Below are 13,891 nucleotides of genomic sequence, written 5' to 3' on the forward strand. Positions count from 1 at the left end.
CGGCCGGCGTCGGGCCCGCGAATAGTCGCTGTGAGGCGGGCACGTGGGGTGCCGGCCGCAAGAGAGACGGGTGTGGTGGATGTGACTGAGGTGTCGCAGTCGGCCGTCGGCGCCCTTAGATAGCCTGCGAAGGTGACTTCGGCAGAAGCTGACTCCGTAGCGCCGGACGTTCGGCGGCAATGGCAAGAACTGGCCGACGAGGTGCGCGAACACCAGTTTCGTTACTACGTGCGCGACGCCCCGATCATCTCCGACGCGGAGTTCGACATGCTGCTGCGACGGCTTCAAGCGCTCGAGGAGCAGCATCCCGAACTGCGCACGCCCGATTCGCCGACCCAGCTCGTCGGCGGGGCCGGCTTCGCCACCGATTTCACCGAGGCCGAGCACCTGGAACGAATGCTGTCCCTGGACAATGTGTTCAGCGCCGAGGAGTTCGAGGTGTGGGCCGCGCGCGTGCGCGCCGAGGTCGGTGACGACGTGCCCTACCTGTGTGAGCTCAAGATCGACGGCGTCGCGCTGTCGCTGGTGTATCGCGACGGTCGCCTGGTCCGGGCGGCGACGCGGGGCGACGGGCGCACCGGCGAGGACGTCACGCTGAACGCCAGAACCATCGACGACGTCCCGGAACGGCTCACGGCCGGCAAGGACTACCCGGTGCCGAAGGTTCTCGAGGTTCGCGGCGAGGTGTTCTTCCGGCTGGACGACTTCGAGGCGCTCAACGCCGCGCTGGTCGAGGACGGCAAGACGCCCTTCGCCAACCCGCGCAACAGCGCGGCGGGCTCCCTTCGCCAGAAGGACCCCGCGGTCACCGCGCGGCGCAGGCTGCGGATGATCTGTCACGGGGTGGGACACACCGAGGGCTTCCGCCCGGCCACGCTGCACGACGCCTACCTGGCGCTGGGCGCGTGGGGCCTGCCCGTCTCCGAGCACACCACCCGGGTGGAAAACGTGGCGGGCGCGCTGGAGCGCATCACCTACTGGGGCGAACACCGCCACGACGTGGATCACGAAATCGACGGTGTGGTGGTCAAAGTCGACGATGTGGCGCTGCAGCGCAGGCTGGGCTCGACCTCGCGGGCGCCGCGGTGGGCGATCGCGTACAAGTACCCGCCCCAGGAGGTGCAGACCAAGCTCCTGGACATCCGCGTCAACGTCGGGCGGACCGGGCGCGTCACGCCGTTCGCGTTCATGACGCCGGTCAAGGTGGCCGGGTCGACGGTGGGGCTGGCCACGCTGCACAACGCCGCCGAGGTCAAGCGCAAGGGCGTGTTGATCGGCGACACCGTGGTGATTCGCAAGGCCGGCGACGTCATCCCCGAGGTGCTCGGCCCGATCGTCGACCTGCGCGACGGCTCGGAACGCGAATTCGTCATGCCCACAACGTGTCCCGAATGCGGCACCCCGCTTGCCCCGGCCAAGGAGGGCGACGCCGACATCCGCTGCCCCAACGCGCGGTCGTGCCCGGCGCAGTTGCGGGAGAGGGTTTTTCACGTCGCGGGCCGCGGCGCGCTCGACATCGAGGGACTGGGTTACGAGGCCGCCACCGCGCTGCTGCACGCCGGCGTGATCGCCGACGAGGGCGACCTGTTTTCGCTGTCCGAGGACGACCTGTTGCAAACCGAGCTGTTCCGGACGAAGGCCGGCGGGTTGTCGGCCAACGGCGCGCGGCTGCTGGCGAATCTCGATGTGGCCAAAGCGAAGCCGCTGTGGCGGGTGTTGGTGGCGTTGTCGATCCGGCACGTCGGGCCGACGGCGGCCCGCGCGCTGGCCACCGAATTCGGCGACCTGCAGGCGATCGAGGACGCGTCCACCGAGCGGCTGGCCGCGGTCGAGGGCGTCGGCCCGACGATCGCCGCCGCGGTCACCGAATGGTTCACGGTCGATTGGCACCGGGCGATCATCGGCAAATGGCGGGCGGCCGGGGTGCGGATGGCCGACGAACGCGACGAGAGCGTGCCGCGCACCCTCGAGGGCCTGACGATAGTGGTCACCGGTTCGCTGGCGGGTTTTTCGCGCGACGACGCCAAAGAGGCGATCGTGTCGCGCGGCGGCAAGGCCGCGGGATCGGTGTCGAAGAAGACCGACTACGTCGTCGCCGGCGACTCGCCGGGCTCCAAGTACGACAAGGCGATGGAGTTGGGGGTGCCGATCCTCGACGAAGACGGGTTCCGAAAGTTGTTGGCCGACGGGCCTTCCGGGGCTGACGAGTGAGCAGTTCGTACGGTGATTCGACGCGCAGCGTCAAGGCCGTAAGCTCCCCGGCCGTCGACGGCCAGCCGGTGGCGCCGCCGGCGGTGCTGGCCTCCACCTATCACCTGTCGGCCGACGAAGCCTCCGATCTCGATACCTACGGCCGCAGCTCCAATGCGACCTGGCGGCAAGTGGAATCGGCCCTCGCCGCGTTGGAGGGAGCGAGCGGCGCGGTGGTCTTCAGCTCGGGCATGGCGGCCATCAGTGCCGCACTGTGCGCACTGGCCCGTCCCGGGTCGGCCTTGGTGGTGCCGTCCGACGGCTACTATCAGGTGCGCCAGTATGCGGCGGAACACCTTGCGCCCGCAGGTGTTTCGGTGATCGAGGCGTCGAGTTCGCAAATCTACGACGCGGCGGCCGGCGCGGACGTGGTACTGGCCGAAACGCCCACCAATCCCGCGCTGGATGTGATCGACCTGCGGCGGTTGGCCACCGTGTGCCATTCTCGCGGCGCGCGGTTGATCGTCGACAACACCGCGGCTACCCCGTTCGGTCAGTGCCCCCTGGCGCTGGGCGCCGACCTGGTGGTGGCCAGCGCCACCAAGGGGCTCTCGGGGCACAGTGACCTGCTGGCCGGTTACGTGGCGACCAACCGGCCCGAGTTGCTCGCCGCCGTCGAACGCCATCGGCTGCTCGCCGGTGCGATCCTCGGCGGCTTCGAGACGTGGCTGCTGCTGCGCAGCCTGGGCAGCGCCGGGCTGCGATTCGACCGCCAGTGCCGCAATGCGCAAGCGGTCGCGACGATGCTGGCCGGCCATCCGGCGGCACGAGCCGTGCGCTACCCGGGTCTGGCCGAGGACCCGGCGCACCCCGTGGCCGTCGCACAGATGCGCCGGTTCGGGACCCTGGTCTCATTCGAGTTGGCCGACGCGGCCGCGGTGCAGGCACTGGTGGACGGGTCCGAGCTGCTGATCGCGTCCACCAGCTTCGGTGGCATCCACACCTCGGCGGATCGCCGGGGACGGTGGGGTGATCGCGTCGCCGACGGATTCGTGCGCCTCTCGCTGGGCATCGAAGACACCGACGACCTGGTTGCCGACATCGAGCGGTCGCTCGCCGCATCTGCTGTGATGGGCGGATGAGCCCGACCTCCGTTGCCGACGTGGTCGCGCGCATGCGGGCCATCGCGGCACAACTGCCGCCCGATGACGGCGCCGAGGTGTTCAACGGCGTCTACCTGCGCGTGACCGAGATGATGGCGGACCGGCTCGCGACGAAGGGCGTGTTCCACGACGAGGCGTTCGTCACCGATCTCGACGTCCGCTTCGCCGGTTACTGGTTCGACGCATACGACGCCGCCGGCGCCAAGCCCAAGGCGTGGGCGCCGCTGTTCGCGGCCCGAGAAAGCAAGGCAATCCTGCCGATTCAGTTCGCGCTTGCCGGCATGAACGCGCACATCGAGCACGACCTGCCGCTCGCCGTGATCGGCACGTGTGCCGCGCGCCGGTGCACGCCGGACAGCGCGGGCGTGCACGCGGACTACGAGAAGATCAACGACGTCCTCGCCAGCGTCGAGGCCGAGATCCGGCGGTCCTTCCTTGACGACGTGGAAAGGTCGATCGACGATCACCTCGAGCCGGTCGCGCACCTGATCACCTCGTGGGACATCGCGAAGGCGCGCGATTTCGCGTGGCTGACCGCGCAGACGATGTGGGAGCTGCGACGGGTCAGCGGGTTGTTCGACGCTTATGCCGCGGGGCTGGCCCGCACGGTGGGGATGGGTTCCCGGCTGTTGCTGACCGGGCTGACCTGAACGCCTCAGCGCAGCATCGTCGCCACGATGCCGGCCAGATAGCCCAGCCGGGCGACCTCCGAGGGCCGGAATTCCGGGCCCGGACGGCCCAGCACCACCGCCGTGTGCGGGTCGCCCAGCGGCGCCGCGACCATCGTGGTGTCCATGTCGCGCCACGCCTGCGGCACCCACTCGGCGGTATGGTCCAGCGCCGCCGCGCGTTCGATCGGCAGCCAGGGGGCGGAATCGGCCTCGGTTTCCGGGCACCCGGGGCTGGCGGCGAGCCGTTCCAGTTCCCCGTGTGAACTGCGCAACACCGTGCACCAGCTGACTCGCAGCACCTTGGGCGCCTCGTTGACCAGGACCTTAAGCCGCGACGCGTCGTCGCCGGCGGCGGCGACATGGTCGAGAAGCTCCAGCTCGCGGTGCGCCTCCAGCAGCCCGGTGTGTGGGCGGACGCTGTCCACGCGGACGTTGGGCAGTGATTCCGCGGCGGTGATCAGCCGGTCCGGCATCGCCCCCGGCGGCAGCTCGATGACCAGGTCGTCGATCGCATAACCCGAGCTGCGCTCCACCACGTCGAGCGACAGGATGTCGGCGCCCGCCGAACCGAGCGCGACGGCCAGCGAACCCAGGCTGCCCGGGCGGTCGGCTAGCTCGATGCGCAACAGATACGACGGCACGGCCAACACTTTGGCACAGCAATGTATCCGCGGCATTTCGGCTGGGACGGCGGCGTGAAGCCCGCTTCCTCCTCCCGCCGCTCTGCGGCGCGCATCGTCGCCGGGCTAGGCTTTCCGGTCGTGTCCCAGATCTCCCGCGACGACGTGGCGCACCTTGCGCGGCTGGCCCGGCTGGCCCTGACCGACGCCGAGCTGGACAGCTTCGCCGGCCAACTCGACGCCATCCTCACCCACGTCAGCCAGGTCCAATCGGTCGACGTCACCGGCGTCGAAGCGACCGACAACCCGCTCAAGGACGTCAACGTCACCCGCCCGGACGAGCGGACGCCGTGCCTGACCCAGGCCGAGGCGCTGGCCGAGGCGCCCGAAGCCGTCGACGGCCGCTTCGCCGTGCCGCAGATCCTGGGGGACGCCGAGTGACCGATATCGTCCGCTCCGACGCCGCGACGCTGGCCGCCCAGGTCGCCGCCGGGGAGCTGTCGTCCACCGAAATCACCCGGGCCTGCCTGGACCAGATCGAGGCGACCGACGACCGGTACCACGCGTTTTTGCACGTCGCGGCCGACGAGGCGCTGGCCGCCGCGGCCGCGGTGGACGACGCGGTGGCCGCCGGCGTGCCGCTGCCGTCGGCGCTGGCCGGGGTGCCGCTGGCGCTCAAGGACGTGTTCACCACGGTCGACATGCCCACCACCTGTGGCTCCAAGATCCTGGAGGGCTGGCGTTCCCCCTACGACGCGACCGTCACCGCGCGGTTGCGCGCGGCCGGCATCCCGATCCTGGGCAAGACCAACATGGACGAGTTCGCGATGGGCTCGTCGACGGAGAACTCCGCCTACGGCCCCACCCGCAACCCGTGGGACACCGACCGGGTGCCCGGAGGTTCCGGCGGCGGCAGCGCGGCCGCGCTGGCCGCGTTCCAGGCCCCGCTGGCCATCGGGTCCGACACCGGCGGTTCGATCCGCCAGCCGGCCGCGCTGACCGCAACCGTCGGCGTCAAGCCCACCTACGGCACGGTGTCGCGCTACGGGCTGATCGCCTGCGCGTCGTCGCTGGATCAGGGCGGCCCGTGCGCCCGCACGGTGCTGGACACCGCCCTGCTGCACCAGGTGATCGCCGGGCACGACGTCCGCGACTCGACGTCCGTCGACGCCGAGGTGCCCGACGTCGTCGCCGCCGCCAGGGCCGGCGCGGGCGGTGATTTGCGCGGCGTGCGCGTCGGCGTCGTTCGGCAGCTGCGCGGCGAGGGCTACCAGGCCGGCGTGCTGACGTCGTTCGAGGCCGCCGTCGAGCAGCTGACCGAGCTGGGCGCGGAGGTGAGCGAAGTCGACTGCCCGCACTTCGATCACGCGCTTGCCGCCTACTACCTGATCCTGCCGTCCGAGGTGTCCAGCAACCTGGCCCGCTTCGACGCGATGCGCTACGGCCTGCGGGTGGGCGACGACGGCACGCATTCCGCCGAGGAGGTGATGGCGCTGACCCGCGCGGCCGGCTTCGGCCCGGAGGTCAAGCGGCGCATCATGATCGGCACCTACGCGCTGTCCGCCGGCTATTACGACGCGTACTACAACCAGGCGCAGAAGGTCCGCACGCTGATCGCGCGCGACCTGGACCGGGCCTACGAAACCGTCGACGTGGTCGTCTCGCCGGCGACCCCGACCACGGCGTTCCCGCTGGGGGAGAAGGTCGACGACCCGCTGGCGATGTACCTGTTCGACCTGTGCACGCTGCCGCTGAACCTAGCCGGCCACTGCGGCATGTCGGTGCCGTCGGGGCTGTCCCCGGACGACGGCCTGCCGGTCGGGCTGCAGATCATGGCCCCGGCGTTGGCCGACGACCGCCTGTACCGGGTGGGCGCCGCCTACGAGGCGGCCCGCGGGGCGCTGCCGAGCGCGGCCACCGTCTAGCGGCAATTTGCGCCAGGTCGCGCCATCCGGGGCCCATGCGGGCAAGATGAACAGATGCGGATCGGAATTCTCACCGGGGGCGGCGACTGTCCCGGGCTCAACGCCGTCATCCGGGCGGTGGTGCGCACCTGCGACTCGCGATACGGGTCGTCGGTGGTCGGATTCCAGGACGGGTGGCGCGGGTTGCTGGAGAACCGGCGCATCCAGCTGCAAAACGACGACCGCAACGACCGCCTGCTCGCCAAGGGCGGAACAATGCTGGGCACCGCGCGCGTGCACCCCGACAAACTTCGGGCCGGGCTGAACCAGATCAAGCAGACCCTCGACGACAACGGCATCGACGTGCTGATCCCGATCGGCGGCGAGGGCACCCTGACCGCCGCGCACTGGCTGTCCGAGGAGAACGTTCCCGTGGTCGGCGTGCCGAAGACGATCGACAACGACATCGATTGCACCGACGTGACTTTCGGGCACGACACCGCGTTGACGGTGGCCACCGACGCCATCGACCGGCTGCATTCCACGGCCGAATCCCACCAGCGGGTGATGCTGGTGGAGGTGATGGGCCGGCACGCGGGTTGGATCGCGTTGAACGCCGGGCTTGCGTCCGGCGCGCACATGACGCTGATCCCCGAGCAGCCCTTCGACGTCGAGGACGTGTGCCGGCTCGTCAAACGCCGGTTCCAGCGCGGGGATTCGCACTTCATCTGCGTGGTCGCGGAGGGCGCCAAGCCGATCGCCGACTCAATCACGTTGCGCGAGGGCGGGATTGACGAGTTCGGCCACGAGCGGTTCACCGGCGTCGCCGCGCAACTCGGCGCCGAGGTGGAGAAGCGGATCAACAAGGAGGTCCGGGTGACGGTGCTGGGCCACGTCCAGCGCGGCGGCACCCCGACCGCGTACGACCGGGTGCTGGCGACGCGCTTCGGCGTCAACGCCGCCGACGCCGCGCACGCGGGCGAGTACGGCCAGATGGTCTCGCTGCGCGGCCAGGACATCGGCCGGGTGTCGCTGGCCGACGCCACCCGCCAACTCAAGCTGGTGCCCGAGAGCCGCTACGACGACGCGGCCGCCTTCTTCGGCTAAGCGGTGGCGAACGGCCGGTGGCGCCGAATTGACGGCCGGCTGAATTTGCCGCCGAACCCGGCAACTCACGCCCGCTCGCCGGGATTTTCGTGGTTTTCTGCCAGCTCGAAGCGGTTATACCGATCCCTATGAGCAACCGCGGTTCGATTCGCGGAGCCGTTCACCAGCCGGGGTCGGGCCCGCGTGACCGTCAGCGGCCGCCGCCGCGCGGCCGCGACGACCCCAACTGGACGTCTGCCACGGTGCCCCGGCCGCCACAGCCCCCGCCCACCGCGCCGCCACCGGCGCGTCGGGTCCCGCCGCGGTCGCGCCCGGAGCTGACCATCGGCGGGACGGCCCTCGACAGCCTCGAGCCGCAGGACACCGAGGACCCCGCCGGTTTTGACTGGCGAGACCTGGTCCGGCGCCTGACCGGAATCGACCTTGGCCGGGGCAAAGGTTCGGCATACGAGCAGGAGCTACGGGAGCGCATCCGCGCTCCGCTGGGCGGCGCCTTCCCCATCGCGGTGCTCAACCTCAAGGGTGGCGTCGGCAAGACCGTCGTCGTCGAGGCACTGGGCTCCACCTTCGCCGCCGTCCGCGACGACAAGGTGATCGCCGTGGACATCGACGCCGGCGACTTGGCCGAGCGCCACGGCCGCCGCAATCCGCTGAGCATGGCCGATCTGTTGCGGGACGGCGCGGCCACCCACTATTCGGATGTGCGGGCGCACACCTACATGAACAGCTTCGGGCTGGAGGTGCTCGGGCTGCCGGACTACGCGCGCACCGATTGGCGGCTGGAGCGCCACGACGTCGTCAGGACTTTTTCGATTCTGCGCAAGCACTATTCGGTGGTGCTGGTGGACTGTGTCAAGGCGGTCAACTCGGCCGTGATGGACGCCGTGCTGCCGGAGTCGTGCGCCCTGGTGGTGGTCACCAGCACCTCCATCGATGCGATACGCAAGACCAGGACAACCCTGGACCTGTTGCGCAACAAGGGATATCAGCGCTTGATGGCGCGGACTGTGCTGGCGATCAACCACGTCGAGGCGGGCAAGGTCGCCGTCGTCGCCGCCAAGGAGCTCGACGCGTTGTCCGCCCGCGTGGCCGCGACCGTCGTGCTGCCGTTCGATCGGCACGTGCATGACGGCAAGGAGATCGGCCTGGATCGGCTGAGCAGGGAAAGCCGGCGCAGCTACCTGGAGACGGCCGCCGCGTTGGCCGACATGTTTCCCGGCGCAGGCATGGAGCAAGGGCTCCGGCTCGGGGCAAGCCGAAGGCCGCCCGGGCCCTAGTTAGGATCGACGGCATGAGTGTTGCCGCCGGTCCCGAGCTCCTGGACTACGACGAGGTCGTCGCCCGTTTCGACCCCGTGCTCGGCCTCGAGGTGCACGTCGAGCTGTCGACCGCGACGAAGATGTTCTGCGGCTGCTCGACCACATTCGGCGCCGAACCCAACACCCAGGTGTGCCCGGTGTGCCTCGGGTTGCCCGGTTCGCTGCCGGTGCTCAACCAGGCCGCGGTGGAGTCGGCGATCCGGATCGGGCTGGCGCTGAATTGCGAGATCGTGCCCTGGTGTCGCTTCGCCCGGAAGAACTACTTCTACCCGGACATGCCCAAGAACTACCAGATTTCGCAGTACGACGAGCCGATCGCGATCAACGGCTACCTGGAGGCGCCGCTGGAAGACGGCTCCACCTGGCGGGTGGAGATCGAGCGCGCCCACATGGAGGAAGACACCGGCAAGCTCACCCACATCGGTAGCGAGACCGGTCGCATCCACGGCGCGACGACGTCGCTGATCGACTACAACCGGGCCGGCGTGCCGCTGATCGAAATCGTCACCAAGCCGATCGTGGGGGCGGGCGCTCAGGCCCCGCAGATCGCCCGGTCCTACGTCACAGCGCTGCGAGACCTGTTGCGTGCCTTGGGCGTATCCGACGTGCGGATGGATCAGGGTTCGATGCGTTGTGACGCCAACGTGTCGCTGAAACCGACGGGGGCGACCGAGTTCGGGACCCGGACCGAGACGAAGAACGTCAACTCGCTGCGCAGCGTCGAGGTTGCCGTGCGGTACGAAATGCAGCGCCAGGCCGCCGTCCTCGTGTCCGGCGGGCAAATCACCCAGGAAACCAGGCACTTTCACGAGTCCGGGTACACCAGCCCTGGTCGCACCAAGGAAACCGCCGAGGACTACCGCTACTTCCCGGAACCCGACCTCGAGCCGGTCGCGCCCAGCCGGGAGTTGGTCGAGCAGCTGCGGCAGACCATCCCCGAGCTACCGTGGTTGAGCCGCAAGCGAATTCAGCAGGAGTGGGGCGTTTCGGACGAGGTCATGCGGGATCTGGTCAACGCCGGCGCGGTCGAACTGGTCACCGAGACCGTCAAGCACGGCGCGTCGAGCGAGCAGGCGCGCGCCTGGTGGGGAAACTTCCTGGTGCAGAAGGCCAATGAGGCCAATATCGAATTGGACGAGTTGGCCATCACGCCTGCGCAGGTCGCCGCGGTGATCGCGCTGGTCGACGAGGGCAAGCTGTCCAACAAGCTGGCCCGCCAGGTCGTCGAGGGCGTGCTGGCCGGGGAGGGCGAACCGGAGCAGGTGATGACCGCCCGCGGCCTGGCGCTGGTGCGCGACGACTCGGTGACGCAGGCCGCCGTCGACGAGGCGCTGGCCGCCAATCCGGATGTCGCCGAGAAGATTCGCGGCGGCAAGGTGGCCGCGGCCGGCGCGATCGTCGGCGCGGTGATGAAGGCCACTCGCGGACAGGCCGACCCGGCCCGGGTCCGCGAGCTCGTGCTGGCCGCCTGCGGTCAGGGCTGACCGCGAGGGGCCTCGCCAATGTTCGACGACCTGATGGCCATGCTGGACAGCCCGGTGTTCGTCGTGACCACCCAGGCTGACACTCAACCGTCGGGCTGCCTGATCAGTTTCGCCACCCAAACCAGCGTGCAGCCGCCGAGCTTCATGGTCGTGATTCCCCGCAGCAGCCCCACCTCCGACGCGGCCCGCCAATCCGAGCACCTGGTGGTGCACGTGCTGGCGCAGCACCAGGTCGCCCTGGCGGAGCTGTTCGACGGCGAAACCGACGACCAGGCCGACAGATTCGGTCGCTGCTCGTGGCGCGTCGGGCCGCACGGGATGCCCATCCTCGACGAGGCGATCGCCTGGTTCGTCGGGAGAACCGCGCATTGGATCGATATCGGGGATCACGTCGCCTTCATCGTGGAACCCGTCGCCGGATGGGTTCCCGATTCCTACGACGACGTGCTCTACCTTTCCGATCTCGACGAGCTGGAACCGGGCCAGGTCGCGCCGGAGCGGTTCGTCCTGCACAAACCGGCCGCCGAGCCGCGCAAATACGGCCTGAGGTTCACCCTGGAGGGGCCCGTTTAGGTCTTGTCGTCGTTGTTGCGCGGGAAGCCGCCGCCCTGCGGGAACAGCGGGAACACCACGTCATCGAGCTTCTCGGCGTCCCCAGCGGTCTTGTTAACCGTTGCGCCCCAGACGTTTCCGTCCGGCGACATCCGTAGCGCCCACGCGTGCGCGTGGGTGTCCTTGCGGACGACGTCCGGTTCGCCGGTGACCGCGCCGGTCTTCGGCGCGAGCCGCACCGCCACCGTCAGCTTGGTGTTGATCAGGTTCACCAGCACGGTCCCGTCCATCGCCGCGCAGCCGGCGACGCCGGGCTTGTCCGGCCACGTCCACACGGTGGAGACCTCGGAGGTTTTGGTGATGCGTTGCAGGCGGTCGGCGGTCGGGGTGCGGTCGGCGACGTACAGCGAGCCGTCGACGGGGTCGATGCACATGCCGCCGCCGGAGCCCACGCCGGACAGCGCGGTCGTCGGCGGGGCCTGGCCGATGGTGGTCGGCTGCTCGATGCGCAGCACCTTGCCGGCCAGCGACTTGGGGTCGGCGGCCATCGCCGGGTTGCCCGCGTCGCCGGTCATCACGACGAGCGTGGTCGGGCTGGTGAAGATCAACGCGCCGGTGTTGCCGGTGGCGCCCTTGGGGATCCCGGTCAGGATGTCCTTCGGGATGTCGCCGTCGGCCACGCGGATGACCCGGTTGTCGGTGGGCGTGCTGATGTAGGCGTACATCAGGCGGTCCTGCTGATAGGTGGGCGACAGCACGATGTCCATCAGCCCGCCGTCACCGGACGGGTCGACGGGAATGACCACCTTCACCTTCGGCTCGGCGTTGACCGAGATGTCCTTGACGGCGCCGGTGGTGCGCTCGGCGACCAGCGCGGTTTTGCTGTCGGGGCCCATGATCAAGCCACTGGTGCTCTCCAGGCAGCCCTGCATGACCCCCGGCGCCGGGCACACCTTCGGGAAGGGCGTCGGCGGCAGCGGCGGCGGCGGGGGAGGCGTCGAGCTGGGCTGGGGCTTGAGTTCGGGGGCGGTCGTGAAGGGCTGGGATTGGGCGTCGTTGAACCGCGCGCACCCGCTCGCGACCAGCACCACCGCGGACAGCGCGGCCAGACCGCCGCGAACCGAGCCCCGTATCCGCATGATCGACAGGCTACGGACTGGGCGGGCCCCGCCGCCACAGGCCTGCCCGGGTCCGGCGACGGAAGGTGCGCCGGTGGGGCGCCGATTTCCCGCTTTTTCGGCCCCGTGGAGGGGTGGAAAAGGCGATTTGGGGCCAATCCGGGGCGTTTTGGCGGACTAACCGGCGAAAGCGCCGCTCAAATCCCCGATTCAGGCGCGTTTGCCCTTACCCTGACACCCGTGACCAGTCAATCGAATGACGCACATTGGAGCCGTCCCGGCGAATCCTCGGAGCCGATCGCGGGGCGCCCGGCCTCGGCGCGCTTGGTCGACCCCGAGGATGACCTGACGCCGGTCGGGTACCCGGGCGACTTCGGAAACACCACCGTCATCCCCTACGTCGACCCCGCCGCGGCGGGTGCCCCCGGGGCCGGCGGCTACCACCTCCTCGACCAGCAGGAGCCCCTGCCGTACGTGCAGCCGGCGTCGACGGCGCAGCCGATGCCGATCTCCGCGACCGAGCCGGCCCAGATCGACGGGGGCAAGGACGACGACGAGCGTCACCGCGAGATCGGCAAGCGCGGCACCCAGAACCTGGGTTTGCTGGTGCTGCGGGTCGGGCTTGGCGTGGTGTTAGGGGCCCACGGGCTGCAGAAGCTGTTCGGCTGGTGGGGCGGCGGCGGGCTGACCGGCCTGAAGAATTCGCTGTCCGACGTCGGCTACCACCACGCCGACATCCTCGCCTACGCCAGCGCGGGCGGCGAGATCGTCGCGGCGGTGCTGCTGATCTTGGGCCTGTTCACCCCGGTGGCCGCGGCGGGCGCGCTGGCGTTCCTGATCAACGAACTGCTGGCCACCGTGTCGGGCGGCGCGCGCTCGCACGCCTTCGCCTACTTCCTGCCGCAGGGGCACGAATACCAGATCACCCTGATCGTCCTGGCCGTTGCGGTGATCCTGTGCGGACCGGGCCGCTACGGCCTGGACGCCGGCCGGGGTTGGGCCCACCGCCCCTTCATCGGGTCGTTCGTCGCCCTGCTGGCCGGCATCGCCGCCGGCGTCGCGGTCTGGGTCACGCTCAACGGGGTCAACCCGATCGGCTGACCCTCATCGGTAGGGGTTGGGCACCCTTCCCGCGCTGACCTCGGTCAGCTGCGGCAGCGTGGCGAAGGTAACCGCGGGCAGGCGCAGCTCCGCACCGCTTTTCAGGCGGGCGCGCGCCCAGGAACCGCGGTGGAAGCGCAGCCCCTCGATCTCTTCCCAGCGCACCGTCCTGCTCGTCAGCAGGGTCCGAACGGTCAGGCCCCGCTCGTCGGCAACCGTGCGCAGCCGGATGATCAACGCGGACAACACCACCGGGATGAGCAACAGCGGCGCGGATACCGGCCACGCCAGCACCGGTATCAGCAAGCCGAGGGTGAAGAACCCGACGGCGAAGTGCGCCATCGGCGACACCTTGATCACCACGGGGGATTCGGTAGCCACTGGAACATCATTTCACCGACCGCTTTTCCGGCCGCCCGCTGCCGAGTGTGAACCGGCGGCGACGGTCCCCGGCGTGTCGCCGCCCTGGGCGCACGCGGAAAGCCGTGGCTGCACACCCGACCCGGATTTGACTGTTGAGCTGTGCGAAGGCTACCGTCGGACGCTATGGATACCGCCGGAAAGCCGGGGATGCTCGTAGTAATTAGTCAGCGCGTTGGTGGCTGACTAGGTCTTCAGCATTTGAAGCGATCCAGCACCAACGCGCAACCCTCGTTCAGCCG

General features: G+C 69.7%; 13 protein-coding genes. 10 read left to right on the forward strand and 3 right to left on the reverse strand.

Annotation, left to right across the window (positions count from 1 at the left end):
• The first annotated feature begins 132 nt into the window (after positions 1-132).
• The 3 genes from ligA to AC5Y4S_RS04495 are packed head-to-tail and all read left to right on the forward strand — an operon-like array spanning position 133 to position 4,003.
• Entirely contained in the window at positions 133-2,211 is a 2,079-nt protein-coding gene (gene ligA, locus AC5Y4S_RS04485) for an NAD-dependent DNA ligase LigA (protein WP_500030238.1), read from the forward strand.
• On the forward strand, positions 2,208-3,332 hold the full coding sequence (locus tag AC5Y4S_RS04490; protein WP_500030241.1) for a cystathionine gamma-lyase: 1,125 nt from the start codon (positions 2,208-2,210) through the stop codon (positions 3,330-3,332). The genes ligA and AC5Y4S_RS04490 overlap by 4 nt, the downstream gene beginning before the upstream one ends.
• Positions 3,329-4,003, forward strand: a complete 675-nt coding sequence (locus AC5Y4S_RS04495; protein ID WP_500030244.1) for a DUF5995 family protein — start codon at positions 3,329-3,331, stop codon at positions 4,001-4,003. Before AC5Y4S_RS04490 ends, AC5Y4S_RS04495 begins: the two co-directional genes overlap by 4 nt.
• A 5-nt stretch (positions 4,004-4,008) precedes the next feature.
• On the opposite strand, the gene AC5Y4S_RS04500 is transcribed toward AC5Y4S_RS04495, so the two are convergent.
• Positions 4,009-4,665: an ACT domain-containing protein gene (locus tag AC5Y4S_RS04500; RefSeq protein WP_500030248.1), complete on the reverse strand. Its 657-nt coding sequence runs from the start codon at positions 4,663-4,665 to the stop codon at positions 4,009-4,011.
• A gap of 120 nt (positions 4,666-4,785) precedes the next feature.
• Between AC5Y4S_RS04500 and gatC the strand changes: the two genes are divergently transcribed.
• The 6 genes from gatC (at position 4,786) to AC5Y4S_RS04530 (ending at position 11,031) form a co-directional block, all read left to right on the forward strand.
• Positions 4,786-5,085, forward strand: a complete 300-nt coding sequence (gene gatC, locus AC5Y4S_RS04505) for an Asp-tRNA(Asn)/Glu-tRNA(Gln) amidotransferase subunit GatC (RefSeq protein WP_067153317.1) — start codon at positions 4,786-4,788, stop codon at positions 5,083-5,085.
• A complete protein-coding gene (gene gatA, locus AC5Y4S_RS04510) occupies positions 5,082-6,569 on the forward strand; it encodes an Asp-tRNA(Asn)/Glu-tRNA(Gln) amidotransferase subunit GatA (protein WP_500030256.1) in 1,488 nt (495 codons plus the stop codon). Before gatC ends, gatA begins: the two co-directional genes overlap by 4 nt.
• Before the next feature lie 54 nt (positions 6,570-6,623).
• Positions 6,624-7,655 (forward strand): ATP-dependent 6-phosphofructokinase, encoded by a 1,032-nt coding sequence (locus AC5Y4S_RS04515; protein WP_068102091.1) that lies wholly within the window; start codon positions 6,624-6,626, stop codon positions 7,653-7,655.
• A gap of 128 nt (positions 7,656-7,783) precedes the next feature.
• Positions 7,784-8,932, forward strand: a complete 1,149-nt coding sequence (locus AC5Y4S_RS04520) for a MinD/ParA family ATP-binding protein (protein ID WP_500030260.1) — start codon at positions 7,784-7,786, stop codon at positions 8,930-8,932.
• Positions 8,933-8,946: 14 nt separating this feature from the next.
• A complete protein-coding gene (gene gatB, locus AC5Y4S_RS04525; RefSeq protein ID WP_500030263.1) occupies positions 8,947-10,458 on the forward strand; it encodes an Asp-tRNA(Asn)/Glu-tRNA(Gln) amidotransferase subunit GatB in 1,512 nt (503 codons plus the stop codon).
• 18 nt (positions 10,459-10,476) lie between these two features.
• Positions 10,477-11,031: a flavin reductase family protein gene (locus tag AC5Y4S_RS04530; RefSeq protein ID WP_500030266.1), complete on the forward strand. Its 555-nt coding sequence runs from the start codon at positions 10,477-10,479 to the stop codon at positions 11,029-11,031.
• Here AC5Y4S_RS04530 and AC5Y4S_RS04535 read toward each other — a convergent pair.
• Positions 11,028-12,149 (reverse strand): PQQ-dependent sugar dehydrogenase, encoded by a 1,122-nt coding sequence (locus AC5Y4S_RS04535; protein ID WP_068102085.1) that lies wholly within the window; start codon positions 12,147-12,149, stop codon positions 11,028-11,030. The genes AC5Y4S_RS04530 and AC5Y4S_RS04535 overlap by 4 nt on opposite strands.
• Before the next feature lie 219 nt (positions 12,150-12,368).
• Here AC5Y4S_RS04535 and AC5Y4S_RS04540 point away from each other — a divergent pair, with 219 nt between their 5' ends.
• Positions 12,369-13,229, forward strand: coding sequence for a DoxX family protein (locus tag AC5Y4S_RS04540; protein ID WP_500030268.1), 861 nt, complete (start codon positions 12,369-12,371; stop codon positions 13,227-13,229).
• A gap of 3 nt (positions 13,230-13,232) precedes the next feature.
• Here AC5Y4S_RS04540 and AC5Y4S_RS04545 read toward each other — a convergent pair whose 3' ends face one another.
• Positions 13,233-13,571, reverse strand: a complete 339-nt coding sequence (locus AC5Y4S_RS04545) for a PH domain-containing protein (protein ID WP_500032150.1) — start codon at positions 13,569-13,571, stop codon at positions 13,233-13,235.
• Positions 13,572-13,891: the final 320 nt, after the last annotated feature.

The sequence above is a fragment of the Mycobacterium sp. NGS64 genome (genome assembly GCF_059812245.1).